Genomic DNA, 25,713 nt, shown 5'->3' on the forward strand with positions numbered 1-25,713 from the left:
CGAAGGGTCGCCTCGGTCGTCAGAGCTTCTTGGCTTCTCGTCCTCCCATCCTCCCATCCTCCCATTCTCCCATCCTCCCATCCTCCCATTCTCCCATCCTCCTATCCTCCCATCCTCCCGTCCTCTCGTTTCCCGTCCCTACCCGAGCAGCGACCACCGCTCTCCCGGAGCGGCCCGGAGTCCGTAGAGGTCGTCGCCGTCGACCACGAGCAGCCGGCCCCCGACCGCGAACAGTTCGGTGACGCGGACGCCCTCCGGGAGCGGGGCGCTCCAGCGGTCCGCCCCGTCCGCGCCGACCGCGACCACCGTCGGCCCGGTCCGTCGCCCACCGTTCCGACTCGTTCGGCGGTCGACCGCGTAGATCCCGCGCCCGTCGGCGGCGAACCCGCGGGCGGCGGGCAGGTCGTCGCGTTCCCACGCGACTTCGCCGGCCGCGACGTCGAGCGCCCGGACCGTCTCGCCGCGGCGGAGGTAAACGCGGGACCCGAGCGCCTCGCCGCTGCTGTCTCCGTCGACGATCGGCGGCCGCTCCCCCGGCGTCGGCGCGTCCAGCGCGAACCGCCGGTCGAGGTCGCGGTCGAAGCCCGACACCGAGTCCGCCCGCTCGTCGCCGACCACGACCCGTCCGTCGACGACGGCGAGCCAGTCGACGCCGCTCGAAAGCGCCCGGGCGACCCGTCGCTCTCCGGTCCGATCGAACCGGGCGAGCACGGGGCCGTCTTCGGATCCGCTCTCCCCATCGGCCCCCGAGACGGCGACCCAGACGTCCTCGCCGTCGACCGCGACGCGGTCGGGAGCGACGGAGCCCGGGCCCGGGTCGCTCGCGTCGGGCCACGCCGCCGCGAGACCGAACGCCCGGTCGCCGGTCGCCGCGTCGAGGACGATGACGTCGTCTCGGCGGACGGCGGCCACGAGCCGGTCGCTGGCGCGGACGGCGTCGACGCTCGCGGCCCGGTCGTCGTCCGTCGCGCCGTCGCTCTCGGAGGAGCGGTCATCGTCCGTCGTGCCATCGCTCTCCGCGGCGCCGTCGCCCTCCGAGGAGCCGTCGGCATCCGCGGCGCCGACGGCCGACAGCCAGCGGGTCGCGTCGCGCTCGGTCGCCTCGTCCGCGCCCCCGTCGACCGCCCGCTCGTCGCGGTCGAACGCGGCCGCCTCGCGGTCGATGGCGGTCACGCGACCGCCCTCGACAGGCACGACGACCGACGTCTCGGTGACCGCCGGGACCCCCGCGGCCTGCCGCTCGGTCTCGGCCTCGAGCCGGGAGTCGCCCGCCGAATCGAGGGCGGTGACCGCCGCGTTCTCCACGTCGCGCCACGTCTCCGTCCCGAAGTCGAACGTGCGGCCGGACCGGTTCCACACGACGAACAGCCGGTCGCTCGCGGGGAGGAACCAGCGGTCGCCGTCCCTGAGCAGCCCCCCGCCCCCGAGCGACGACTCCCACGCGAGGTCGCCGCCGCCCGGGCGGTAGCCGCAGCCGGCGACCGAGCCCGCAAGGCCGACTCCGGCCGCCGCGAGGAACCGGCGGCGCGTGGGGTTCTCGGGCCCGTCGCGTCCCGTCACGCCGTCTCACCCGAACGCCCGGCCGCCAGCTCCCGGAGCCGCTCGATCCGCTCGCGGGTCGGGGGGTGCGTCTCCGGGAACACGTCGGTGCTCACCAGCTCCTTGTCGCCGAACGCGCGGCTCTCCAAGGGCGCGACGTACAGCGCCTCGGCGCCGCCGTCGAACTCCCGGAGGTCGCGCTCCGGCACGTCGGGCATCGACTCGTCGAGGGCGTCGAGCGCGCTCGCGAGCGCCGCCGGCGACCCGGTGATCTCGGCGGCCGCGCGGTCGGCCGCGTACTCGCGGTAGCGCGAGAGCACGCGGTGGATCAGGACGCTCCCGACCCAGAACATCGCCGAGACGGTGAGCGTGAGCACCGCGCTCACCGTGATCACGACGAGCCCGACCGCGAGCGCCCGGCCGTCGCGGTTCCCGCCCGACCCGCCCCCGCCGAAGCTGAGGAGCCGGAACAGCCCGTAGAGGACGTAGAAGGCGAGCACGGCGAGGTAGTACGTGACCGTCGGGAGCACCCACGCGACGGTCATCAGGCTCGCGTCGCGGTTCGCGAGGTGCGCGACTTCATGCGCCAGCACGGCGTCGCGCTCGTCGTCGTCGAGCGTCTCCAACAGCGCGCTCGTGACGACGGCGGTACCGTTTCCGGGGGTGCCGACCGCGAAGGCGTTCGGGAGCTCCGTGCGCGCGACCGCCACGTCGGGCTTGGGAACGTCCGCCTGCGCGGCCACCCGCGTGACGGCGGCGTGCAGCGCCGGGTACTCGTCGGCCGACACCCGGCGCCCGCCGACGGAGCGGAGGACGGTTCGGGGGCCGTAGCGGTACTGAACCGCGAGCCCGCCGAGGACGACGACCGCGAGAACGACCGGGTCGACGTAGAACTCACCGGTGTAGGGGCGCTCGTTCGCCCACTCCAACAGCGGGAGCCCGACCGCGTTGATGAGGAAGACGAACGCGTAGGCGAACGCGAACGGGAGCGCGACCACCAGCCCGGTCGCGATCAGCATCCGGAGGCGGAGCTGGCGGTCCCGGTCGAGCCGGTTCGACGGCGCGAGCGCGCGAAGCGGGCGGAGGAGGTCGGCGATGGAGGGCGACATCGTGTTCGACCGGCCCGTTTGGTCGGCCGCGAGTTAAATCCGCTCGGTCGGCGTCGAACACCGCATGCAGAGCACGTCGGTGCCGGCCCAGTTGACGTCGTTCGACCCGCAGCTCGGGCACCGGTGCGTCTCGTTGCCGTACTCCGTCGTCCCGCGCGGCGCCGCGAGGTGGCCGTCCGCGACGGCCGTTTCGACGAGCCCCGCGAAGCGCTGCTTTTTAAATCGGGCGCGGTGCGCGAGGAAGTCGCCCGGGCGCGAGGGGTCCGGCCCGTGGAGGTCCTCCCACTTGATCGCGATCTCGCCGTTCGCCTGCCCGCGGGCGACCTGCTTGATCGTCGCGGCCGCGGCGCCGAACAGCGGGGTCGTCGCGAGCGCCTGCGGCGAGTCGACCGTCTCGGCGGCGGCCGCGTAGCGCTCCGCGGCGTCGTCGTACGCCTCCGCCGCCCCGTCGAGCCCGCCGACGACCCGGAAGTCGGCGACGAACTCCGCGAGACAGGCGCCCTGTCCGGGCGAGTCGAGCACGCGCTGGAAGTCGCGCGTCGCGGCGATCCCCTCGACCACTCGCTGGGTGGCTCTCCCGTCCTCGCCGGCGACGCGGTACGCCACCGCGGCCGCGCACAGCTGTTGGAGCCCCTGCCCGATCCACCCCTTCTCGTCGGGCGCGAACGGGTCGAGGTCCGGCCGCGGGTCGGCGAGCACGCGCCGCCCGCCGCGGGTGTACCGGTCTCCCGCCGCCTCGTACTGCCGAGCGGCCAGCGCGTCGACCGCTGCGTCGTAGTGGCCGCCGTCCTGCGTGTTCATACCCGACTGAGGGACTTCAGCGGATTAGGGGTGTCGGGGACGGGGCCCGAGAGTGGTCCGCGCGCCGCGTCCGCCTTACGCCGCGGAGTCGCCCCGAATCGACCGGTAGAACGCGACCGAGTACGTGGCGTAGAACGCGCCGGCCGCCCCGGTCACGAGGACGTATCCGAGCGCGACCGCGACGAGGACCGCCGTCGTCGGCTCGACCGAGACGACAGCCGCGAACGGGGAGCCCGACGGCTGCTGCGGCCCGAAGACGAGCGAGCCGCCCCCGGCTAACACGCCGACGACGGCGCCGCCGACCGTGAGCAGGGCCGTGTAGCCGAACACGCTCAGGAGGTTCGACCGAACGAGCCCCGCGCTCCGGCGGAACCCGTCGACGAGCTCGGTCCCGTCGAGGACGACGGCGTGGGCGTAGAACTGGAGGAAGAAGGTGACCAGGAGGTACGTCAGGAGCAGCCCGACCGCGAGGACGGCCACGATCACGAGCAGCGTGGGGTCGAAGCCGAGGGTCGGCGCGTCGACGCCGGCGGCCGCGCCGTCGCCCCCCATGCCGCTGCCCCCGGTCCCGGCCATCGTCGCGCCGACGACCACGATGATCGCGCCCATGAACGCGATGAATCCGAAGACCGTGTTCACCGCGAGCAGGACGAAGTAGCCCAAGAGCAGCGGGACGTAGTTCGCCTTCCCGGTCGCGACCAGCGTCCCGAGCCCCGTCCCGCCGTCGAGCGCCTCGTCGGCCATTCCGAGCAGGCCGCCCTGGAAGAACGGGAGCACGAGGACCAGCACGCCGAACGTGACGAGCGAGATCGCCGACGCGAGCACCGGGCTCGTCGACTGCACGAGCAGGTTCGGGAGCTGTGACACGCCGAACAGCGCCGTGACGAGCACCAGGATCGGATTGCGAACGATGCCGCTGACTGCCGGACGGATCGATTGGAGGGCCGCCATACCCCGTGATTCCGTCCGGGATACATAAATCGAGGTGACGTGACCGGAGGACCTGCTACCAGGTGAGCCCCTCGTACGTCAGCCCGTCGCGACGCTCGACGATCCGGCGGCCGTCGATCACGACCGGCGCCGCCATCGCGTCGAACGCGTCGTCGAGCGCCGCGAACTCGTCCCAGTCGGTGACGACGAGCGCGGCCGTCGCGCCCTCCAGCGCGCCCGCGGCCGAGTCGGCGTACGCCGCGTCGGGGAAGCGTTCGCGCATATTCGCGGTCGCGACGGGGTCGTACCCGACGACCTCGGCGCCCCGCGCCTGCAGTCCCTCGATGACCGGAATCGCCCGCGAGTTTCGGATGTCGTCGGTGCCGGGTTTAAAAGCGAGTCCGAGTACGGCGACGCGCTCGCCCGCGACGTCGGCGTGGGAGTCGAGCAGTTCGAGCATGCGCTCCGGCTGGCCGTCGTTCACGGCGACCGCAGCGTCGAGCATGGCCGGCTCGTAGCCCGCCTCGCGGGCTGCCGACCTAATTGCATCCACATCTTTGGGAAAACAACTCCCGCCCCACCCCACCCCCGAGCGAAGGAACCGCGCCCCGATCCGGTCGTCGAGGCCGACCGCGTCCATCACCTCGTAGGCGTCGATGCCGAACCGCTTGCAGATGTTCCCGAGGTCGTTCGCCAGCGAGATCTTCGACGCGAGGAAGGCGTTGTTCGCGTACTTGATCATCACGGCGGTCTCGGGGTCGGTCCGGATGACCGGCACGTCCCCGTCGGTCGCGGCGACCAGCGGCTCGTACAGCGCCTCCAACCGCGCCGTCGCCCACTCGGACTCGGCCCCGAAGACGAGCTTGTCCGGGTGCTGGAAGTCGTCGACCGCGGTCCCCTCGCGGAGGAACTCGGGGTTGGTCGCGAGCTCGACGCGGTCGGCCGCGTCGCCGGCGCCCTCGTCGAGCGCCTCGCGCACCGCTCTCACGCCCGGCGGCGTGATCGTGCTCTTGACGACGACGAGGTGGCGGTCGTCGGGGGCCCCGGACGCGGAGCCGTCCGCGGCCCCCGCTTCCGCCAGCGCCTCCCCCGTCATCTCGGCGGCCGCGGTGAGCGCCCCGAGGTCGATGCTCCCGTCCTCGTTCGAGGGGGTGCCGATCGCGAGGAACGTCACGTCGGCGTCGGGGACGCCGCCGTACTCGGTCGTGGCGCGGAGCCGGTCGCCCGCGTGTTCGGCCAGCAGCTCGTCGAGACCGGGCTCGTGGATGGCCGCGTGCCCGTCGTTGATCGCCGCGACCACGTCTGGATCGATGTCGATGGCGGTCACGTCGTGACCCGCGTCCGCGAGGCAGGCCGCGAGGGTCGTTCCGACGTAGCCGCTTCCGACGACGGTGACTCGCATACCGAAGCAAGCGACCCCCGCCTCAAAGAACGTTGCGCGTCTCCGGATCCGAGATCCGCTCCGGGCGATACTTACCTGCGGCCCACCGAGGCGACGGTATGTCCGAAGGGCCGGACCCGGAGAGGGCGGAGACGCGCCGACCAGCGGCGGCCGACCGCGTCGACCGGGTCCCCCGCCGCGTCGGCTGGCTCCTCGTCGTCGCCCTCCTCGCGGTCCCGATGGCCGTGATTCCCGGGGAGAACCTCACCCTCGTGACCCTCTGGGGCTTCCTGAACGCGGCCGGCTCCGGCGGGCCGCTCGGCGCCGGCGGCTACCCCGTGTGGGCGTACTTCCTCGAGCAGCCGCGCGCGTTCGGGTCGCTCCCGGCGTCGATCCGGGCGTGGCCGCTCGCGATCGGGTTCTACGTGGTCGCGGCGGCCAGCGCGACGGCGGGCGTCGCGCTGGGGCGGGAGGACCGACGCGTCACCGGCGGGCTGCTCGCGCTCGCCGCGGCCGCGAGCCTGTGGGTCTCCGTCGGCGTCGCGACCCGGTTCGGCGTCGGGACGACCGCCGGCTGGCTCGCCGTGATCCCGGTCGGCGCGCTCGCGACGGCGGCGGTCGCCGTCGGGGTCTACGGGCGCGACCTCCGTGGCGCGTTCGAGCGGTGACCGCGGCGCGGGACGGGCCGCGCCGCCGTCGGCTCCATTTATATACGCGGGAGCGAAACGCCGTCCCATGACGACCCTTCCGACCGTCGTCGCCGTCAGCGGCGTGACGGGGCTCGCGACCGGGCTCGGCGCGCTCCCGGTGTTCTTCCGGACGCGCGTCACCCATCGCGTCTACGACGCGGCGCTGGGGCTCGCGGCCGGGCTGATGGTCGCGGCCAGCGTCTTCGGCCTGATCCTCCCCGGGATGGAGGAGGGGACGCTCACGGCGGTGATGACGGGACTCCTCCTCGGCGGGATCGGCCTGCTCGCCGGGAACTACGCGGTTCCGCACCTCCACGCGCAGTACCGCGAGTGGCTCCCCGAGGGCGGCGCGACCGGCGACGACGCCGCGGCGATGGCGGTGTCCGACGAGACCGAGCGGCCGGACCACGAACTCTCGGCGTTCGCCGACCCCGTCGCGGCCGGCGAGTCCGCCGACTCCACCGATTCCGCCGGGAAAGCCGATCCGTCCGAGTCCGCCGACGCGGCCGCCGAACGAGAAGTGACCCTCCGGAAGGCGCTGCTGATCGGCGGGGCGATCACCCTCCACAACGCCCCCGAGGGGCTTGCGATCGGCGTCGCGTTCGCGTCGGGGTTAGAGGAGGTCGCGCTGGTGCTCGCGGTCGTGATCGGGCTCCAGAACGTGCCCGACGGGTTCGCCTTCGCGGTGCCGATGGCGGACACCGGGATGTCGAACCTGCGGGTGATCTGGTACACAACGCTCTCCGGGCTCGTCCCCCAAGTCGTCGCCTCGGTGTTCGGCTTCCTGCTCGTCTCCGTCGCGGCCGGGCTGTTCCCCGTCGCCTCCGGGTTCGCCGCGGGCGCGATGCTCGCGGTGGTGTTCCGGGAGCTGATCCCCTCCTCGCACGGCCACGGACACGCCGACGCTGCGACCGGAGCCTTCCTCGTCGGCTTCGTGCTGCTCGTCGTCGTCGACGCGGTCGTCGTGGTGTGAGTCGTACAGGACCGCGACGGCGTTTCAACCCGACACGCCCTGCGTTCGGCCATGTCAACGACCGTCTCGACGCCCGACGGGGAGCAGACCTGCGCCTACTGCGGCTCGCGGATCTTCGCGCACGACCCGATCTGCGTGCGCGACTGCGACGACGACTGCGGCTCCCCCGCCTACTTCTGCAACTACGCGTGCCTCTCAGCGCACGTCGGCCAGAAGGGCCTCACCGCGGGGAACGCCTGCGAGTGGTCGCCGGGGCAGTAAGCGTCGATATCGATCGCGGTCGATCGGTCGCCGGCAGTCACAGAACGCCGAGATATCCCGCCGTCGCTCTTGCGATCGCCTCCGTCGCCTCGTCGGTCAGTCGACCTTCCTTCCTGTGGATGTCTGCGTGTCGTATCGTCACGACGGTCCACGGATTGACGTACGTCTCTCGCGGAAGTCCGCCGGCGACGAAGTCGGCGTCTGTGAGCGGAACCGCAGCCGACCGTCGCGTCGTCGTCGCGGCGACGTAAACGGCCTCCTCGTCCGTGAACGGGTGCGTGTCGTCGCTGATCCGAACGTACGGCCGAAAGTCGTTGTCCGCGAATAGATCTGGCCCTTTGACCACCGTTCCCCGTTCGCCGGTCACGCTTCGTCCTCGCCGTAATAGTCGTCAGTCGTCGACGCCGAACTCGCCGCCTGCTGTGCGGCGAACGACGCGAGCCGGTCGTCCTCGGCGATCGCCCAGTAGCGACCGCGGTGGCGGACGAGTCCACGGTCCTCCAGTCTGGAGAGCACGGATCCCACGCTCCCGCGTTTGATTCCCGTTCGCTCGTGGATCTCGGTCTGCGTGAACGCCTGGTCGTCGTGTTCGACGAGGAACGCGAGGACGCGGTACGGCTGGGTTCCGACCGCCACGTCGAGCGCGGCGTCCGGTTCGTCGTCGAACGCGTCGATCCCGATCGGCATGTGGAATAGTTTGTAATATATTGTAATAAATGTAGTGGCGAAGATCGCAGTTGAGCGTCAACGAACGTGAGAACACGCAGAAAGCGCCGTCGAAGGCCGTATCGATCTCTACTCGTTGTCCGGGCTGCTCGGGTGGTAGTCGGTGTCGTACTGTCCCGGATTCGCGTCGACGCGGTCGGGGTTGATGCGGCCGGCGAGCAGCATGAAGTCGAGGACGGTGCAGTACAGCATCGCCTCGACGACGGGGACGGCCCGCGGCGGGAGCACGGGGTCGTGCCGGCCGACGACCTGCACCTCCTTCTCCTCGCCTGTCTCCCAGTCGGCGGAGCGCTGCTTCTTGGGGATCGAGGTGGGCGCGTGCCACGTCGCCTCGCCGTAGATCGGCTCGCCGGTGGTGATCCCGCCCTGGAGCCCGCCGTGGTCGTTGCCGACGGGGACCGGGTCGCCCTCGTCGCTCTCGACGTGGTCGAACGACTCGCCGTCGTCGAACGTCCAGTCCTCGTTGCGGTCGCTGCCGGCCACGTCCGTCGCGTCCGTGCCGAGTCCGTACTCGACGCCGGTCGTCGCCGGAATCGAGAACATCGCCTGGCCGAGCCGGGCGGGGAAGCTGTCGAACCGGGGGGCGCCGAGCCCGCGGGGGACGCCCCGGCACTCGAAGTAGATGGAGCCGCCGATGGAGTCGCCCCGCTCCTGGTACTCCTCGATCAGCGCCTGCATCTCGGCGGCCGCCTCGGGGTCGGCACAGCGCACGTCGTTCTCCTCGGACCGGTCGAGGATCTGCTCGAAGCTCACGTCGTCGGCCTCGACGTCGCCGATGCGGTTGACGTGCGCTTTGATCTCGATGTCGTAGTCGGAGGCGTCGAGCACCTGCTCGGCGACGGCGCCGGCCGCGACCCAGTTCACCGTCTCGCGCGCGGAGGAGCGCCCGCCGCCGCCCCAGTTGCGCGTGCCGAACTTCGCGGAGTAGGTGTAGTCGCCGTGCGAGGGCCGCGGCGCGGTGACGTACGGCTCGTACTTGCCCGAGCGCGCGTCCTTGTTCTGTATCACCATGCCGATCGGCGTGCCGGTGGTGTAGCCGTCCTGGACGCCGGAGTTGACGACGACCTCGTCGGGCTCGCCCCGCGAGGTCGTGATCATCGACTGGCCCGGCTTGCGCCGGTCGAGCTGCGCCTGGATCGCCTCCTCGTCGAGCTCGACGCCGGCGGGCACCCCGGAGACCGTCACGCCCATCGCGTCGCCGTGGCTCTCGCCGTACGTCGTCACCTGAAAGAGCCGACCGAACCGGTTCCCGTTCATACACTCACGTGTGGCCGGGGGCATATATGGGTTGCAATCCGCGCAACGGACCGCGGCCTCGCCGCGACCGACGGGCGTTTATAAGTCGATCCCGTTTGTGGGGCCGTGCGCGATCGTCTCACCTCCGATCTGGGCGTGTACGCCCTCTCCGGGCTGTTCTCGCTCGTCGTGTTCGCCGTGGCGCTGGCGCTCCTCTCGCGGACGCTGCCGGACGGGCTCGGCTCCCGGCAGCTCGTCGGGCTGGTCGTCGGCTACCTGCTGTTCCTCGGCGTCTACACGGTCGCGTGGTACATCTACACCGAGATCGAGAGCCGCGAAGAGATCTGACGGGGCACCGGGTTCCGGCTGCCGAACGGTTTTCACGCCGCCCCGCGACGGGCCGGTATGACGTGGGACACGATCGACCTCGACACCGACGAGGACAGCGGCGTGGCGACGATCACCGTCGACCGCCCCGACCAGCTCAACGCCCTCACCGTCGACACGCTCGAAGCGATCGAGGAAGCGCTCGCGGAGGCCGAGGCGGCCGGCGCCCGCGCGCTCGTGCTGGCCGGCGCTGGCGACGAGGCGTTCGTCGCGGGCGCGGACATCTCCTACATGGTCGAGCTGTCGACGCCGGAGGCGCAGGCGTACGCGGAGCTTGGGCACCGCGTCGCGGACGCGATCGAGTCGTTCCCGGCCCCGACGGTCGCGGCGATCGACGGCTACGCGTTCGGCGGGGGCTCGGAGCTCGCGCTGGCCTGTGACCTCCGCGTGGCCGCCGAGCGCGCCGTGATCGGACAGACCGAGATCGACCTCGGGATCATCCCCGGTTGGGGCGGCACCCAGCGGCTCTCGCGGCTCGTCGGCGACGAGACCGCGAGGCGGCTCGTCTTCCTCGGCGAGCGGATCGACGCGACGGAGGCCGCAGCGATCGGCCTCGTCGGTGAGGTCGTTGACGACGATGCGTTCGACGACCGGATCGACGAGCTGGCGGGCGAGCTGGCCGCGAAGCCCGCGTTCGCGATGCGGGCGGCGAAGGAGGCGCTCAACGGCGCCCGAGACGGGACGCAGGCGGGCGGGCTCGCCCTGGAGCGCCGGGCGTGGTCCGGCCTGTTCGGCACGCACGACCAGCGCGAGGGGATGCGCGCGTTCCTGGAGAAGCGGGAGCCCGACTTCGAGTAGGCTCGGTACCGTGGTTGCGCGACGGAGGTCGCTCGTCCAAACGAGCTGTCGAGCGCGGTCCGGACCGGCGCGTCACGCGATGAAACGCCTGTTCCGCGGCGTTCGGTTCGGGTCCGCGGGTCGCTCGAGGCCTATGCTGCGTGCGGGGTCAGGACCGATGCCGTCGGTCGCTCACTGCTCTCCGCCTCGGAACCGCTGCAACGCTCGAGTCAGCCAGTACGCGGCGTAGACGAGAACGACCGGCGCGACCAGCGCGAGGATCAGCAACACGCCGGCGGGGGGAGCTTGGAGAGCGACCATACGCTCCGTTGAGCGAGAGTCGTGATACGCTTTGTGAGGGCCGCACCGAGAGCTGCCGCACCCCCGTCACGCCCCGTGCGATCGGGGTTCACGGAGCCGGGCAATCGCCACGCTTTATTAATCCGCCCGAGTACCGGCGACATGGACCAGTTGCGGCAGTCGCTCCTCGACGCGCCGATCATCGAGAAAGGCGAGTACCAGTACTTCGTCCACCCGATCAGCGACGGCGTCCCCATGCTCAAACCGGAGCTCCTCCGGGAGATCGTCATCCGGATCATCCGGAAGGCCGAGCTGGAGAACGTCGACAAGATCGTCACCCCCGCGGCGATGGGGATCCACATCTCCACCGCGCTCTCGCTGATGACCGACATCCCCCTCGTCGTCATCCGCAAGCGCCAGTACGGCCTCGACGGCGAGGTCCCGCTGTTCCAGGAGACCGGCTACTCCGAGTCGGAGATGTACATCAACGACGTGGAGGAGGGCGACCGCGTCCTCGTCCTCGACGACGTGCTCTCGACGGGCGGCACGATGAAGGCGATCCTCGACGCGCTCACCAACGAGGTCGGCGCGGACGTCGTCGACGTCGTCGCCGTGATCAAGAAGGCGGGCGAGAACGAGCTCGACCAGACCGACTACAACGTGAAGACGCTGATCAACGTCACCGTCGAGGACGGCGAGGTCGTGATCGTCGACGCGCAGGGCGACGACTGAGAGGCGTCTCCTCTCCTACGCAGTCCGTTTCCGGAGGTCCGCGAGCACGCCGGCAGTGCCGTCCATGTACGGCTCTTCGACCACCACGTCGGCGGCCTCACGGGCGGCGGCGTCGGCGTTGGCGACCGCGTACGACTCGCCGGCGACCGCGAACGTCGACACGTCGTTCTCGCTGTCGCCGATCGCGACGAACTTGTCCGGCTCGACCCCGAGCGCCTCGGCGACGCGTTCGAGTCCGCGCCCCTTGCTCACGCCGGTCGACTTGACGTGGAACGCGTAGCCGGTGTCGACGACCTCAACGTCGCCACCGGCGGCCGCGGCGACCTCGCGGAGCAGCGCCTCGTCGGCGTCGAGCGACAGCGCCACCTCCGTCTCCCGCCATCGGTTCACCGTGTCGCGGCCCCCCCAGCCGAGGTCGCCGCCGCGCTCGCGGAACGCCTCGACGACGGCCCGCGGAGCGGCCGAGTCGCCGAGGACGGCCGTCTCGTCGTCGACGTGGACGACGCCGCCGTTCTCGGCGATGACGGTCTCCGCGCGCCCGAGGAAGTGCGCCAGCGCGACCGGGTACGGGAACGCCTTCCCGGTCGCGAGCACGACAGGGGCGTCCCACTCCGGCAACAGCTCGAAGACGCGCGCGTCGATCCGGCCGCTCGCCGTCGTCAGCGTTCCGTCGATGTCCAACGCGAGGGGCGGAACCATACAGGATGTGAGGCCACCGCGCGCAACTGTCTTGCGTTCGCGGCCGACCGACCGATCGGATAAAAGGTGCGGCGGCGGACCCGCCTCAGACCGACCACGACGGCCGGTCGAACAGCTCGCGGAACACGAGCGTCGGGAACCGCGGGACGAGCCGGCTCGGCGGCCGCCCCTTCCCGTCGCTCTGTCGGGCCGTCACCCGGTCGAGGAGCCCGGCGTCCGCGAGTTCGTAGAGGACGCGTCGCACCGTCGAGGGCGAGAGGTCGACCGCCTCCCGCGAGGCGATCGTCTCGGTCGCGGCGCTCACCGACGCGCGGTCGTCGTCGGACAGGCTCACGAGCTCGTAGAGGAGCCGACGCCGGCTCTCCGAGAGCGAGAGGACCCGTCCGAGCGCGACGCCCGGGCGGGGAACGGCCTCAATCCCCGCGTCGAGGTCCTCCGGCCGCACCGTCGAGGCGCCCGCGCGCTCCGCGGTGATCGCCGCGCCGGCGATCGCGGCGAGGGCGTCGTGGGCGTCGCCGTCGGCCCACTCGCTCACCTCGCGGATCTGGTCGTGGGTGAGCGCGTCGCGCCCGAGCCCGGTAGAACACCGGCTCGTCAACAGCTCGACGAGCACGTGCCGGCGGTACGGCTCGAACGCCACCGCCTCGTCGGGGTCCCACTCGATCGCCGACGGGTCCTCGCGCCCGAGACACACCGGGGCGACCCTGTCGCTGACGGCCGTGAGCCACTCGACGACGGTCGTCGCGCTCGGCGTCTCGGGCTCGTTGGTGTGATCGACCGCGACGACGAGGTTCGGGTCGGTCGCGACGGCGTCCCGCAGCGCCTCGACCAGTTCGTCCGTGCCGATCCCGTGTTCCGGGACCGTGTCGTCGCTGACCGCGTCGAGCGCGGCGTGGTACAGCCGGAACCGCGTCGACGCGCGGCGGGCGTCGACGTAGACGAATCCCGGGAGCGTCGGCTCCACCGCGCGCGTGGACGTCTGTATCGCACGTCGCGGTCCGCTGTGGGACGCGAGGCGCCGGAACAGCGCGGAGACGATCGCCGACTTCCCGCTCCCTTTTGGCCCGTGTACGTAGGCGCTCGGCGGGAGCGACCCGGCGAAGGTCGGTTCGAACACGTCGAGGAGCCGTTCGATCGCCGGCCCCCGGCCGACCGGCGACTCGGTGTGCGACACCGGGGAGACGGCGTCGATGTCGACGAGGACGCCGGCCCCGACGTCGTAGCCGAGCCGTCGCTCGATCCGGTCGTCGATGTTCACGGGCACCCCTCTGCGGACGATATCCGCGACCGATACGGGGCGTTCACACGCCTCCTCAGCGTCCGGCTTCGGCTCGACGGATGCCAGCCGCTGGTCACCAGTGGTCGGGTTTGTACCGGTTGATGAGCACCGTCGAGAGTACGAAAACCAGCCCGCTGATGAGGCCGGCGATCAGTCCGACGACGAGCCGAACGACGGGCGTCCCCTCCGACACGATAGCCATCACAACCCCGACGACGGCCATCACGATGAGGAGGTTCCGGCGATCCTTCGGCTCGAGTCCCAACCGGTCCAACATACCACGTCGTCCTCGGCGCGATATTTAAACGCCTCGTGTTCGGTCGTCGGCTGTAACGGGGTGGCCGATCGCGCCAGCCCGATCCAGTCGGCGTCGGCCGAACAGTTCTCCCCCGATGGAAACCTATACCACCGTCGGGCGAACTACGACTGGTATGTCGAACGATCCGGCCGTGGAGGCGCTGCACACGGTCGACGACCGAAGCAAAGTGGTCGCCGTTCTGGCGACGTTGGCCGCGTTCGGGGCCGGGATGTTCACTATCGGCGACATCGAGTTCGTCTCGGTCGCCGCGGCCGCGGTCGGGATCGGCGTCCGGTTCGGATCGGTCTGGTGGGGCGCTCGCGCCTTCGTCGAGAGCGAGTCGTCGACGGTCGCCGACCAGCCGACCGCCGGAAGTTATCACCACGGCGCGCTCGGAATCGCGCTCGTGTTGGCGGGTTGTCTCGCGCTGGTCGCCCGGTATCTTGGCGGTGAGGTACTGCCGGTTGCCGTCGGCTCCGCTGCGGTCGTCGTCGTTGCGTCTCTTGGTCTCTCCGTGCTGCTCCCCGAGTGACGGCCGCACTCGCTCACGGCAACTCTCACACCGGTCGCTGTCCGGATGGTTCCGTTCGACCGCAGATGAGCGAAGTGCCATAATAAAATTCTGCCGAGAGTGGGGAGGCGTTAGATCCCTGTTCCAGGAATCCAGACGCCCCAGTTCAGCAGCCCGGCGACGACCAGTAGTCCGATAACCAGCGTCCAGACGACGATGGCGGCCGCCGGCGGGTCGAAGTGCGTGTCGGAGTGCGCGTAGAACACGCGCTGGGACGCTTCACCGACGAGCGCGGAGAACAGCCCGAACACCGCGCCGAACAGCAGCGCAGGCGCGGCACCGAACGCCAACGGCGCCGTCAGGTCGGCGGCCGAGAGGTCGGTGAGCATCAGGATTCCCTCTTCCCACGTGGAGAGGAACGCGGTCGCCCCCGCCAGCGTCATGTGGTGCGTTACCGGGATCCGGTCGACGCCGAGGTTCAAGAACAGCAGCGACGCCGCGCTGATCCCGAACCCGGCGAACACGGCGATGAGACCGTGCCCGCCGCTGATCATGTTGTACGTGATCACGCCGGCAGCGAGACCGGTGAAGAAGCCGATCGCGGCGACGTGGGACCACTTGTACATGTTCGGGAGCCACGGTTCGACAGCGAGGCGGTCCTCGCTCTCCTTTCCGCCGTCGCCCTTGACCTCTCCGGGATCGCGCATCTCCCCGCGCTCGAACGGCCCCATGTCGAAGTAGCCGTTCGCTTTGTCGCTCACTTTGCCGATGATGCTGTAGCCGAAGACGGCTCGAACGACGATTGCGCTGATAACGATGCTGACCGGAATCGGGTCGACCGGCACCGCGAGTTGTCTGGAGAGTTGTTCGATGAGGACGCCGAAGATGCCGAAGACGGCACCGACAGCGAGGATGTCCGGCTTACTCCCGAGCGCGAATCCGATGTCCTTCGCGTTGTGGTAGTCGAATCCGGACTCCATATACCCCTTGTTGGCTGCGTACCCCGCGGCCGCGACACCTCCCGCGAAGGAGATGTGCGGACCGAACACCGGGCCGAAACCGACGTCGACGCCGAAACCGCCGCCGCCGAGTGACCCGCCGATCACGAGGAAGCCGGTGAAAATGAACGCCGGGAGCGCGCCGAGCGCCGCTCCGAACGCGCCTCCCGCGAGCGCACCGAGGATGATCGCCGGATTGGTGAGGCTGTTGATCACGTCCGTCGGCGCGCCGGGTTCGTACCCGACCTGTAGCACGGTGTCGGCCGCGATGGCCAGATCCGGAACTAACTCGATGCCCATCTATTCGTCCTCCTGAGCCCAGTCGCGGGAGCGGTCGACCGCGTCGTCCCACCGGCTGTACAGCTTGTCGACCTCGGCCTGGCCCTTCTCGGGGTTGAACTCGCGGTCGACCTGCCAGTTGTCGCGGAGCTCGTCGACGGTGTCCCAGTAGCCGACGGCGAGGCCGGCGGCGTACGCCGAGCCGAGCGCCGTGGTCTCGTCGACCTGCGGTCGGACGATGTCCGTCTGGATGATGTCGGACTGGAGCTGACAGAGGAAGTTGTTCTTGACCGCGCCGCCGTCGACGCGGAGGCTCGTCATCTCGACGCCGGAGTCCGCCTCCATCGCCTCCGCGAGGTCGCGGGTCTGGTAGGCGATGCTCTCGAGCGTCGCGCGGACGATGTGCTCTTTGGTCGTCCCGCGGGTCATCCCGACGATGGTCCCGCGAGCGCGGCCGTCCCAGTGCGGGGCGCCGAGCCCGGTGAAGGCCGGGACCATGTAGACGCCGTCGGTCGAGTCGACCGACCGGGCCAGCTCCGCGGTCTGGGCGGCGTTGTTGATCAGGTCGATGTCCTCGAGGAACTCGATCGCCGCGCCGGCGATGAAGATCGACCCCTCCAGCGCGTACTGGACCGGTTCGCCGGACATCTGGAACCCGACGGTCGTGAGCAGGCCGTTGTCGGACGCGACGGCCTCCTCGCCGGTGTTCATCAGGTAGAACGCACCGGTGCCGTAGGTGTTCTTGGCGTCGCCTTTGTCGAAGCAGGTCTGTCCGAACAGCGCGGCCTGCTGGTCACCCAGCGCACCGGCCACGGGGACCTCTTCGCCGAGGAACCCGTCCGCGTCGGTGTGCCCGTAGTACTCCTCGTCGGAGGACGGGCGGACTTCGGGCACCATCTCCTTCGGGACGCCGAACTCGTCGAGGAGCTCGTCGTCCCACTCCATCTCTCGGATGTTGTACAGCATCGTCCGAGAGGCGTTGGTGACGTCCGTGATGTGGTTCCCCGTCAGGTTGTAGATGAGCCACGAGTCGATCGTCCCCATGACGAGTTCGCCCTCGCGGGCCCGGTCGCGGAGGTCGCCGCCGCGGGAGCTCTGCATCTTGAGCGGCTCCGCGTTGTCGAGGATCCACTCGGTCTTGGTCGCGGAGAAGTACGCGTCGCACTCCAGTCCGGTCTTCTCGCGGATCTCCTCTACTTTCCCCGCCTCCTGGATCTCCTCGACGCGGTCCGTCGTCCGCCGGTCCTGCCACACGAGGGCGTTGTGGACCGGTCGGCCGGAGTCCTTGTCCCAGACGATCGTCGTCTCGCGCTGGTTCGTGATCCCGAGCGCGTCGAGCTGACTCGCCTCGAGATCGGCGTCCGCGAGGCCGTCGAGGACGACCTGTTTGGTGTTCTCCCAGATCTCTATCGGGTCGTGTTCGACCCAGCCCGGGTTCGGGTAGATCTGTTCGTGCTGTTCGTACGCGTTCGCGACGACTTGGCCCTCGTGGTCGAAGACCATGAATCGAGTGCCGGTCGTCCCCTGGTCAATCGCACCGACATACTGTGTCATGTTTTGAATCCCTCCTGTGGCGCTGGTCCGCTCGCGGCGTCGGCGCAAATCGGACGGCGAGCGCCGACCGGGGGCACGGGTCGTCCCCCGGACCGTCGAGCGCGACGCCGTGTCCGTCCTTTCGCCGAACGAGCCGCCCGTTGCGCCTCGACCGACGACTGCCCGGCCACGCCGGGAGCCTCCGACGACGCCGCAGTCGGCCCGAAAGCCGACGGAGCGGGCGCAGACGGAGTGACGGTGTCGCCGCCGCCGCGACATATCTTCACGGAAGCTACCACGCCACTCGTGAACATAATGTACTACCATAATAATCTTCCTGTTAAAATCCGGCTCTCACCGCGAACGAAAAATGGTATATATAAACTAATCGACTCCGACAACGATTGTACTACTTGAACGTCCCTGATCGTTATGGGTGACTCCCTGCAGGAGGTAAAGTAAAGTGGGCGGGGTCCGAGCAGTTTGACATGGACCAACAGGTGGACGTCGTCGTCGTCGGTGGGGGATCGACGGGGTGCGGCGTCGTCAGGGACCTCGCGCGGCGGGGGCTCGACGCGGTGCTCGTCGAGAAGGGGAACCTGACGCACGGCACGACGGGGCGAATGCACGGGCTCTTACACAGCGGGGGGCGGTACGCGGTCTCCGACCAGAAGAGCGCGAGAGAGTGCATCGAGGAGAACATGGTGCTCCGCGATATCGCGGGCCACTGCGTCGAGGAGACCGGCGGGCTGTTCGTCAAGCGGCCCGAGGACTCCGAAGAGTACTTCCAAGAGAAGCTGGAGGGGTGTCGCGCCTGCGACATCCCGGTCGAGGTGATCGACGGCGAGGAGGCCCGCCGACGCGAGCCGTACCTCGCGCACGACGTGGAGAAGGCGATCGCGCTGCCGGACGGCGCGGTCGACCCCTTCCGGCTCTGCGTCGCGAACGCGGCCGACGCCCGCGAACACGGCGCCCGGATCGAGACGCACGCCCCGGTGACCGACGTGCTCGTCGAGGACGGCGAGATCGTCGGCGTCGAGATCGAACACGAGACGGGGCCCGGGAAGCGCGTCCACGGCGAGCCCGGGACGACCGAGGAGATCCGCGCGCGCCACGTCGTCAACGCGACCGGCGCGTGGGCGGGCAACGTCGGCGCGATGGCCGGCGTCGACGTGGAGGTGCGCCCCTCGAAGGGCGTGATGACGGTGATGAACACCCGTCAGGTCGACACCGTGATCAACCGCTGTCGGCCGAAGGGCGACGCCGACATCATCGTCCCCCACGAGACCGCCTGCATCCTCGGCACGACCGACGAGGAGGTGGACGACCCCGAGGACTACCCCGAGGAGGAGTGGGAGGTCGACCTGATGATCGAGACGCTCTCGGAGCTGGTCCCGGCGCTCGAAGACGCCCGGACGCTCCGCTCGTTCTGGGGCGTTCGGCCGCTGTACGAACCGCCGGGAACCGGCACCGAGGACCCGACCGACATCACGCGCGACTACTTCCTCTTGGACCACGGCGACCGCGACGACCTCCCGGGGATGACGACCATCGTCGGCGGGAAGCTCACCACCTACCGCATGATGGCCGAGTCGATCAGCGACCACGTCTGCGACGCGCTCGGCCACGACGCGAGCTGCGACACCGCCGAGGCGCCGCTGCCGGGGTCGGAGAGCGAGGCGCGCATGGAGGAGCTGATGGACGAGTTCGGGCTCCGGTCGCCCGTCGCGCGGCGCTCGGGCCAGCGGCTCGGCTCGCGCGCGGACGACGTGCTCGACGAGTACGACCCCAACCCCGTGGTCTGCGAGTGCGAGGGCGTCACCCGCGCCGAGGTGCAGGACGCGATCGGCGAGGCCGGCAGCGACCTCAACGCGGTCCGCCTGCGCACCCGCGCGTCGATGGGCAACTGTCAGGGGGGGTTCTGCTCGCACCGGATCGCCGCGGAACTGGCGCAGGAGTACCCGGAGCCGGTCGTCCGTGACGCGGAAGACGAGCTGTACCAGGAGCGCTGGAAGGGCCAGCGCCACGCGCTGTGGGGGCGCCAGCTCTCGCAGGCGATGTTAAACCACCTGCTGCACGCGACGACGATGAACCGCGACGGCGACCCGGCGAGCCTCGACAGCGAGGTCGACTTCGGCGCCTTCGACGCCGGGTCCGAGTCCGGAACGGCCGGGGCGAACGAGGGCGGCGACGCCGGAACCGCCGCGGCCGACGGGGGCCGCGCAGGGGACGACGCGGCCACCGACGGGGGGATCTGATGGCGATCGATAGCGACGTCCTCGTCGTCGGCGGGGGGCTGGCGGCGATCACCTCAGCGGTCGCGGCGGCCCGCGAGGGCGCCGACGTGCGGCTCGTCTCGCACAAGTCGAGCACGCTCCGGCAGGCCTCCGGGCTCGTCGACGCGCTCGGCTACGTGCCGGCGACCGAGCCCGCACAGCCCTTGCGGGAGGGGCCGCCGACCGCGGGCCGCGAACTGGACCGCGACGACTGGCCCGACCCGGAGGGACCGCTCGCCGACCCCTTCGAGGCGATCGACCGGCTCCCCGAGACGCACCCCTACCGGGTCCTCGGCGCCGACGCGCTCCGCGAGGGGTTGGCCCTGTTCGACGACCTGGCCGGCGACGCGTACCGGGGCGGACACACCGAGACCAACGCGCTCCTCCCGACGTTCGGCGGGAGCGTGAAGCCGACCGCGCGGTACCCGGCCGCCGCGGAGGCTGGGATCGCGAGCGACGGCCGACCCGCGCTGATCGTCGGGTTCCGGTCGCTGACCGAGTACGACGCGCGGGCGTTCGCGGGCCGACTGGAGGCGGCCGGCGTGCCGTTCGACGTCGCCGGCGCAGAGGTGGAGTTCGCCGAGGCGTTCCGAGCGGACACCAAGGTCACCCGGCTCGCGAAGGCGCTCGATCACGACGAGGAGATCGACGGCGTCCCGGCCCGCGAGGCGCTGGCGAAGGCGGTCGCGCCGCACCTCCACGACGTCGTCGACGAGGCGGGCGGCGTCGACCGCGTCGGGCGCGTCGGCTTCCCGGCGTTCCTCGGCGATCAGGAGGGTGACGCGGTCCGCGCCGAGCTGTCCGACCGGCTCGGCGCCGACGTGTTCGAGATCCCGATGGGCCCGCCGAGCCTCCCCGGACTCAGGCTGGAGGACCGGCTGTACGACGCGCTCGACGCGGAAGGCGTCCGGTTCGAGACCGGCTTCCCGGTCGTCGGGATCGAGGCCGAGACTGACGGCTCGATCGAGACGGTCTCGGTCGACCGGAAGGGGCGCGAGACGCCCTACGGCGCCGACGCGTTCGTGTTGGCGACCGGCGGGCTCGTCGGCAAGGGGCTCGACTCGGACCGCGAGGGCGTCCGCGAGCCCGCGTTCGGGCTCCACGTCGAGCAGCCCGAGGACCGCTACGAGTGGTTCGTCGACGACGCGTTCGGCGACCAGCCGTACGCGCGCTTCGGCGTGCGGATCGGCGAGGACGGGCGCGCGCTGGACGCGGACGGAGAGGCGGCGTACGACAACGTCTTCGCGGCCGGCGGGGTCGTCGGCGGCGCGGACGTGGCCAGGGAGAAGTCCGCGAGCGGAGTGTCGCTCGCGACCGGGATAGTGGCGGGACGACAGGCGGCGACGGAGGCAACCCAATGACACGACACACGGACGACAACGGAGAGGCGACGGACGCAAACGGAACGAGCGGCGGCGACGACCGCGCCGCCACCGACGGCGGCGTCGAGAGCGCGACCGGCGGTACCGACGCGCCCGAGCTCGACCCGGACGCCTACGACCCGGTCGACGTGTTCCCGGGCGGCGACCTCGACCTCCGGGAGGGCGCCGACTCCTGTTACAAGTGTACGAGCTGTGACACCTCCTGTCCGGTGGCCGAGGTCGACGAGGAGTTCCCGGGGCCGAAGTTCCAGGGCCCGGAGCAGTGGCGGCTCAAGCGCAAGGAGGACCACGACATCGACGAGTCGATCACCTCCTGCTCGAACTGCATGCGCTGTGACGACGCCTGTCCCTCCTCGGTGCCGCTCTCGCAGATGCACAACGAGGCGCGCGGCCAGTTCGTCGAAGAGCAGATGGAGAAGCTGTCGGTGGAGTACGTCCGGAACCGGATCTTAGCGAACTACCACACCTCGGCCCAGCTGGCGAGCGTCTTCCCGCGGACCGCCTCGTTCACGATGAACTTCGGTCCGGTCCGCTGGGTGATGGAGAAGACGATGGGGATCCCGAAGGAGCGCGACTTCCCCGAGTTCGCCACCGAGACGTTCCGCGAGTGGTGGAAGGGGCGCGGCGGCGCGCAGGTCGAGAACCCGGACAAGCGCGTGGCGTACTTCCACGGCTGTTACTCCAACTTCAACACGCCGGAGGTCGGCAAGGCGATGGTCCGCGTGTACGAGCACTTCGGCTACGAGGTGATGGTGCCCCCGCAGAAGTGTTCGGGCACGCCGATGTTCGCGAACGGGATGCTGACTGACGCGCGGCGGCACGCGGAGACGAACGTCGAGAGCCTCGTCGAGGCCATCGGCGACGGCGCCGACGTGATCGCCTCCTGTACCTCCTGTTCGCTGTCACTGCGGCAGGAGTACCCCGAGCTGTTCGACATCCACGGGATCGAAGACGTCTCCGAGCACACCTACGAGGCGCTCGAGTACCTCCGGATCAACGAGGACCTCGAAGGCGAACTGGCCGAGAACGAGCTCGCCGACGAGCAGTCGTACGCCTACCACGCGCCGTGTCACGCCCGCAATCAGGGGCTCTCCCGGCAGGCGGTCGAGACGTTCCGCGACGTCGACGGCGTCACCATGGAGGACGTCGGCGACTCCTGTTCGGGCATCTCCGGCACCTACGGCTGGAAGGAGGAGAAGTACGAGAAGTCGATGAAGATCGGCGCGGAGATGTTCGAGCACATGGAGGACGCGGAGGGCGACGTGGGAATGACCGAGTGTCCGACCTGCGCGATGCAGATGGAACACGGCACCGGCTACGAGATCAAGCACCCGCTTCAGCTGCTTGAGGACGCCGTCGTCGCGTAGAACCGCCCGACTGCGACTCGCCGCGGTTCGTTCTTCCGCTCCGATTTTCAGATGAGATAACCGCGAAGGAACGTTTATTCCCGGATATCTGGTAGCCCAAGCACGTGACGCTCGCACAGTTCCTCGACCAATTCGACGGCGCCGATCGGTCCATCGTCGTCAACCGCACCGACCCGGACCCCGTCTTGAACATGCTCGTCGACACGTTCGGGGAAGACGCGGTGAACGTGGTCGACGAGACCATGGGAGGTATCGACCGACCAAGCGATACGGGCGGACTGGTCGGGGGCGAGTCCGACGAGCGCGAAACTGACGGCGGTCGTTCCGACCCCGGCGGAGAGCTCACGACCCGGGAGTTCACGACGGATCGGATCACCGACCCGAACGGAGCGAGCGTGACGCGAGAGCCCGCCGACCGACCCGAGCCCGACGACGACTGCCCGGCGATCAACGTCGACGCGCTCCGGCGGCACGAGGACGTGCCATTCGACGGTGACAGGCTCGGGGAACTGGAGAACCTCGCGCTGCTCGTCGAGGGCGACCGGGTAATCGCGGGGTCGACCCTGGACGAACTGGGCGAAACGGTGCTGCTCGTGAACTCGGACCTGTACGTCACCGGGGCTCGGACGCTCGACGACGTCGACCTGCCGTCGGTGATCAGCGGGCTCACCGACACGACCTTCACGCTGCGCGGGTATCCCGAGTCGAACCGACAGAAGCTCCTGCTCATCACCATCTCGCGGTTCATCGAGCGGACCGCGTGGCTGGCCGGCGACGGGACGCTCCGCTCGTCGTTTCAGCGCCTCTCGCGCATCGACGACGAGGTCGGCACGCGAAGCGTGTACGAGCGCGTGTCGAGGGCCGGCGTGGACACCCACCTCTACGGCGTCCCGGACGACCTCCCGCGCGACCTCGACGCGGTGATCCACGGGGGCGACACCCGCGACTTCACCGACGCGTGGTTCGTCCTCTTCCGGCCTCCGGAGGGTCCGAGCCCGACCGAGGGCACTCCCGAGAGCGATCTCGAGCGGGGGGTAGACGGCGGCGTGGGGATGCTCGCGGTCGAGACGGAGCCGCGGGTCTGGCGCGGGCTCTGGACGTTCGACGCCGATCGGGTGCGGTCGCTGAACCGCTACATCGAGCGAAATCTGTAGGAAAGACGAAAGCCGCTCCGTCTACAACCCGAGTTCGCGCCCCAACACGACGTGTTGGATCTCGCTCGTCCCCTCACCGATCTCCATCAGCTTCGCGTCGCGGTAGAACCGCTGGGGCGCGAAGTCGGTGGTGTAGCCGTAGCCGCCGAGCGTCTGGACCGCCTCCTCGGCCACCTCGCGGGCGGCCTCGCTGGCGTCGAGCTTCGCCAGCGCGGACTCCCGCGTGACGGACTCGCCGGCGTCGTACTTCGTGGCCGCCTTGTGCGTCAGCAGGCGGGCGCGCTCCGTCTGGCGGTGCATGTGGACCACCTTGTCGCGGATCGCGTCGAACTTCGCGATCGGTCTCCCGAACTGCTCTCGCTCGCCGGCGTACTCCTTGGCGGCCTCGTAGGCGCCCTGCGCGAGGCCGACCGAGAGCGCGGCGATGGAGATCCGTCCGCCGTCGAGCGTCTTCATCGTCTGCGTCCAGCCGTCGCCCTCCTCGCCGAGCAGCCGGTCCTCGGGGATCCGCACGTCGTCCAGCGCGATCTCGCAGGTGGGCGAGCAGTTGAGCCCCATCTTGTCCCAGACCGTCGTCACCTCGAACCCGTCGTCGTCGGGGTCGACGATGAACGTCGAGATCCCGTCGTACCCAGCGTCGGCGTCGGTGACGGCCTTCACGAGGACGCTGTTGGCGACGCTCGCGTTCGTGATGAACTGCTTGGTGCCGTTCAGCACGTACTCGCCCGCGTCGGCGTCGTGCTCGGCGGTCGTGTCCATGTCCGAGGCGTCGGAGCCGCTGCCGGGCTCCGTGAGCGCCCACGCGCCGAGTTCGCCGCCCGCCGCGAGCGGCCGGAGCCACTCCTCCTTCTGCTCCGCCGTCCCGAACAGCTCGATCGGCTTCGCGCCCAGCGAGGTGTGGGCGGCGTAAGAGAGCCCGATCCCACCGGAGACGCGGCCCAGCTCCTCGGTGACCAGCGCGTACATGAGCTGGTCCCCGCCGAGCCCGCCGTACTCCTCGGAGACGGGCACGCCCATCACGTCGAGGTCGCTGAGGTCGGCGAACACCTCGTCGGGGAACCGGTGCTCGTCCTCGATCTCCTGTGCGATCGGCCGGATCTCCTCCTCGCAAAACTCCCGCACGGTGTCGCGGATCATCCGGTGTTCCGCGGGCAGCTCGAAGTCCATGCGCAAGAATTGCGACGCGTCGTCATAAACGGAACGAACGACCGTTAACGATCCGCGCCGGCACCGACGTGACCATTTATCAGGCGCGGTCGCCTCAAACCGCCCATGGAGCTTCGCCGGCTCGTGCGCGGCCGCGTGGACTGGCCCGACATCGAGCGGGTCGTCCGCGAGCTGGCGGACCGGTACGACCGCGACGAGATGCGGGTGCGCTTCCTCGACGCCGACAACTGGCTGTCGACGCCGATGGTGATCGACGACGACCTGTTCGTGAAGGTGATCACCCGCCAGAACACGCTGGTCCACGCGCTGTTCACGACCGGGCGGAACCTCGGGGCGTTCTCCGCGGGCACCGAGGGGTTCTTCGAGCGCTACGAGACCCCCTACGAGATGGCGCGCCACGAGCTGGAGGCGACGCGACGGGTCCGCGAGATCGGCGTCAACGCGCCGGAGCCGATCGAGGCGCTGGAGGTCGGCGACCTCGGCGTCGTCGTGTTAGAGTACCTCCCCGAGTTCCGGGCGCTCGACGAGCTCGACGCCGGGGACGTGGCCGCGCTCGCCCCGGCGCTCTTCGCCACACTCCGGACGATCCACGACGCCGGGCTCGCCCACGGCGACCTCCGCGCCGAGAACGTGCTCGTGCGCGACGGCGACCTCTACGTCATCGACGCGACGAGCGTGAGCGAGGAGGGCCGCGCGTCCGCGCGGTCGTACGACATCGCGAGCGCGCTCGCCGCGCTGGAGCCCCTGATCGGCGCCGCCGACGCCGTCGAGGCCGCGCTCGACAGCTACTCCACCGACGAGATTCTGGCGGCACGGCAGTTCCTCGACTTCGTCGCCATCCGGCCCGACCACGAGTTCGACGCCGCCGGGCTCACCGGCGAACTGGAGAAGCGGGCGGCCTGAGGGAACCGGGTCGGGGCGACCGCGCT

The 25,713-nt window shown here is 70.2% G+C and carries 27 protein-coding genes; 12 read left to right on the forward strand and 15 right to left on the reverse strand.

The window, feature by feature from the left end:
* Positions 1-138 precede the first annotated feature (138 nt).
* The 5 genes from C468_RS16660 to aglM all read right to left on the reverse strand — a co-directional run bounded on the left by C468_RS16660 (position 139) and on the right by aglM (position 5,781).
* On the reverse strand, positions 139-1,560 hold the full coding sequence (locus tag C468_RS16660; RefSeq protein WP_008850080.1) for a hypothetical protein: 1,422 nt from the start codon (positions 1,558-1,560) through the stop codon (positions 139-141).
* Complete coding sequence (locus C468_RS16665; protein ID WP_008850081.1) at positions 1,557-2,648, reverse strand: M48 family metalloprotease; 1,092 nt, start codon at positions 2,646-2,648, stop codon at positions 1,557-1,559. The genes C468_RS16660 and C468_RS16665 overlap by 4 nt, the downstream gene beginning before the upstream one ends.
* A 33-nt stretch (positions 2,649-2,681) precedes the next feature.
* Complete coding sequence (locus tag C468_RS16670; RefSeq protein WP_008850082.1) at positions 2,682-3,449, reverse strand: hypothetical protein; 768 nt, start codon at positions 3,447-3,449, stop codon at positions 2,682-2,684.
* 75 nt (positions 3,450-3,524) lie between these two features.
* The gene (locus C468_RS16675; protein WP_008850083.1) at positions 3,525-4,400 is read right to left on the reverse strand and encodes a DUF7847 domain-containing protein; all 876 of its coding nucleotides are present in this window, start codon (positions 4,398-4,400) and stop codon (positions 3,525-3,527) included.
* A 55-nt stretch (positions 4,401-4,455) separates the two neighbouring features.
* On the reverse strand, positions 4,456-5,781 hold the full coding sequence (aglM, locus tag C468_RS16680) for a UDP-glucose 6-dehydrogenase AglM (RefSeq protein ID WP_008850084.1): 1,326 nt from the start codon (positions 5,779-5,781) through the stop codon (positions 4,456-4,458).
* Positions 5,782-5,879: 98 nt separating this feature from the next.
* On the opposite strand from aglM, the gene C468_RS16685 reads away from it, so the two are divergent.
* The 3 genes from C468_RS16685 to C468_RS16695 all read left to right on the forward strand — a co-directional run bounded on the left by C468_RS16685 (position 5,880) and on the right by C468_RS16695 (position 7,683).
* Positions 5,880-6,428 carry a TIGR04206 family protein gene (locus tag C468_RS16685; protein ID WP_008850085.1) on the forward strand — a complete coding sequence of 183 codons (549 nt, stop codon included), beginning with the start codon at positions 5,880-5,882 and terminating at the stop codon, positions 6,426-6,428.
* 67 nt (positions 6,429-6,495) lie between these two features.
* Positions 6,496-7,422, forward strand: coding sequence for a ZIP family metal transporter (locus C468_RS16690; protein WP_008850086.1), 927 nt, complete (start codon positions 6,496-6,498; stop codon positions 7,420-7,422).
* Between the two features lie 51 nt (positions 7,423-7,473).
* A complete protein-coding gene (locus C468_RS16695; RefSeq protein ID WP_008850087.1) occupies positions 7,474-7,683 on the forward strand; it encodes a hypothetical protein in 210 nt (69 codons plus the stop codon).
* 37 nt (positions 7,684-7,720) lie between these two features.
* Here the strand turns inward: C468_RS16695 and C468_RS16700 are convergent, their stop codons facing one another.
* The 3 genes from C468_RS16700 to aroC form a co-directional block, all read right to left on the reverse strand.
* A complete protein-coding gene (locus C468_RS16700; RefSeq protein WP_008850088.1) occupies positions 7,721-8,050 on the reverse strand; it encodes a hypothetical protein in 330 nt (109 codons plus the stop codon).
* Positions 8,047-8,370 carry a helix-turn-helix transcriptional regulator gene (locus tag C468_RS16705; protein ID WP_008850089.1) on the reverse strand — a complete coding sequence of 108 codons (324 nt, stop codon included), beginning with the start codon at positions 8,368-8,370 and terminating at the stop codon, positions 8,047-8,049. The genes C468_RS16700 and C468_RS16705 overlap by 4 nt, the downstream gene beginning before the upstream one ends.
* A gap of 108 nt (positions 8,371-8,478) precedes the next feature.
* Positions 8,479-9,666: a chorismate synthase gene (gene aroC / locus C468_RS16710; RefSeq protein ID WP_008850090.1), complete on the reverse strand. Its 1,188-nt coding sequence runs from the start codon at positions 9,664-9,666 to the stop codon at positions 8,479-8,481.
* A gap of 105 nt (positions 9,667-9,771) precedes the next feature.
* On the opposite strand from aroC, the gene C468_RS16715 reads away from it, so the two are divergent.
* Together C468_RS16715 and C468_RS16720 are read left to right on the forward strand one after the other, a co-directional pair.
* Positions 9,772-9,993: a hypothetical protein gene (locus C468_RS16715; RefSeq protein WP_008850091.1), complete on the forward strand. Its 222-nt coding sequence runs from the start codon at positions 9,772-9,774 to the stop codon at positions 9,991-9,993.
* Positions 9,994-10,050: 57 nt separating this feature from the next.
* Positions 10,051-10,830 carry an enoyl-CoA hydratase/isomerase family protein gene (locus C468_RS16720; protein ID WP_008850092.1) on the forward strand — a complete coding sequence of 260 codons (780 nt, stop codon included), beginning with the start codon at positions 10,051-10,053 and terminating at the stop codon, positions 10,828-10,830.
* A 171-nt stretch (positions 10,831-11,001) separates the two neighbouring features.
* On the opposite strand, the gene C468_RS19160 is transcribed toward C468_RS16720, so the two are convergent.
* On the reverse strand, positions 11,002-11,130 hold the full coding sequence (locus tag C468_RS19160) for a hypothetical protein (protein WP_275039713.1): 129 nt from the start codon (positions 11,128-11,130) through the stop codon (positions 11,002-11,004).
* Between the two features lie 141 nt (positions 11,131-11,271).
* Here C468_RS19160 and hpt point away from each other — a divergent pair, with 141 nt between their 5' ends.
* Entirely contained in the window at positions 11,272-11,841 is a 570-nt protein-coding gene (gene hpt, locus C468_RS16725; protein WP_007999325.1) for a hypoxanthine/guanine phosphoribosyltransferase, read from the forward strand.
* 15 nt (positions 11,842-11,856) lie between these two features.
* Here hpt and C468_RS16730 read toward each other — a convergent pair whose 3' ends face one another.
* From C468_RS16730 to C468_RS16740, 3 genes are all read right to left on the reverse strand, one after another.
* Positions 11,857-12,540 (reverse strand): phosphoglycolate phosphatase, encoded by a 684-nt coding sequence (locus C468_RS16730; RefSeq protein ID WP_008850093.1) that lies wholly within the window; start codon positions 12,538-12,540, stop codon positions 11,857-11,859.
* An 85-nt stretch (positions 12,541-12,625) separates the two neighbouring features.
* On the reverse strand, positions 12,626-13,798 hold the full coding sequence (locus C468_RS16735; protein WP_049912341.1) for a Cdc6/Cdc18 family protein: 1,173 nt from the start codon (positions 13,796-13,798) through the stop codon (positions 12,626-12,628).
* A 94-nt stretch (positions 13,799-13,892) separates the two neighbouring features.
* Positions 13,893-14,096 (reverse strand): hypothetical protein, encoded by a 204-nt coding sequence (locus C468_RS16740; RefSeq protein WP_008850095.1) that lies wholly within the window; start codon positions 14,094-14,096, stop codon positions 13,893-13,895.
* A gap of 154 nt (positions 14,097-14,250) precedes the next feature.
* Between C468_RS16740 and C468_RS16745 the strand changes: the two genes are divergently transcribed.
* Positions 14,251-14,649, forward strand: a complete 399-nt coding sequence (locus C468_RS16745) for a hypothetical protein (RefSeq protein ID WP_008850096.1) — start codon at positions 14,251-14,253, stop codon at positions 14,647-14,649.
* Positions 14,650-14,759: 110 nt separating this feature from the next.
* On the opposite strand, the gene C468_RS16750 is transcribed toward C468_RS16745, so the two are convergent.
* Both C468_RS16750 and glpK read right to left on the reverse strand, forming a co-directional pair.
* Complete coding sequence (locus C468_RS16750; RefSeq protein WP_008850097.1) at positions 14,760-15,926, reverse strand: hypothetical protein; 1,167 nt, start codon at positions 15,924-15,926, stop codon at positions 14,760-14,762.
* Positions 15,927-17,459 (reverse strand): glycerol kinase GlpK, encoded by a 1,533-nt coding sequence (gene glpK / locus C468_RS16755; protein WP_049912326.1) that lies wholly within the window; start codon positions 17,457-17,459, stop codon positions 15,927-15,929.
* Between the two features lie 467 nt (positions 17,460-17,926).
* Here glpK and glpA point away from each other — a divergent pair, with 467 nt between their 5' ends.
* From glpA to C468_RS16775, 4 genes are all read left to right on the forward strand, one after another.
* Complete coding sequence (gene glpA, locus C468_RS16760; RefSeq protein ID WP_008850099.1) at positions 17,927-19,696, forward strand: anaerobic glycerol-3-phosphate dehydrogenase subunit GlpA; 1,770 nt, start codon at positions 17,927-17,929, stop codon at positions 19,694-19,696.
* Entirely contained in the window at positions 19,696-21,075 is a 1,380-nt protein-coding gene (gene glpB / locus C468_RS16765) for a glycerol-3-phosphate dehydrogenase subunit GlpB (protein ID WP_008850100.1), read from the forward strand. Before glpA ends, glpB begins: the two co-directional genes overlap by 1 nt.
* Positions 21,072-22,463 (forward strand): anaerobic glycerol-3-phosphate dehydrogenase subunit C, encoded by a 1,392-nt coding sequence (locus C468_RS16770; protein ID WP_008850101.1) that lies wholly within the window; start codon positions 21,072-21,074, stop codon positions 22,461-22,463. The genes glpB and C468_RS16770 overlap by 4 nt, the downstream gene beginning before the upstream one ends.
* 104 nt (positions 22,464-22,567) lie before the next feature.
* Positions 22,568-23,617 carry a hypothetical protein gene (locus C468_RS16775; RefSeq protein WP_008850102.1) on the forward strand — a complete coding sequence of 350 codons (1,050 nt, stop codon included), beginning with the start codon at positions 22,568-22,570 and terminating at the stop codon, positions 23,615-23,617.
* Positions 23,618-23,638: 21 nt separating this feature from the next.
* Here C468_RS16775 and C468_RS16780 read toward each other — a convergent pair whose 3' ends face one another.
* Positions 23,639-24,784 carry an acyl-CoA dehydrogenase family protein gene (locus C468_RS16780; protein ID WP_008850103.1) on the reverse strand — a complete coding sequence of 382 codons (1,146 nt, stop codon included), beginning with the start codon at positions 24,782-24,784 and terminating at the stop codon, positions 23,639-23,641.
* Positions 24,785-24,889: 105 nt separating this feature from the next.
* On the opposite strand from C468_RS16780, the gene C468_RS16785 reads away from it, so the two are divergent.
* Positions 24,890-25,687 carry an RIO1 family regulatory kinase/ATPase domain-containing protein gene (locus C468_RS16785; protein WP_008850104.1) on the forward strand — a complete coding sequence of 266 codons (798 nt, stop codon included), beginning with the start codon at positions 24,890-24,892 and terminating at the stop codon, positions 25,685-25,687.
* The last annotated feature ends 26 nt before the right edge of the window (positions 25,688-25,713 follow it).

It is taken from the genome of Halorubrum kocurii JCM 14978 (assembly GCF_000337355.1).
In the GTDB taxonomy this organism is placed as follows: domain Archaea; phylum Halobacteriota; class Halobacteria; order Halobacteriales; family Haloferacaceae; genus Halorubrum; species Halorubrum kocurii.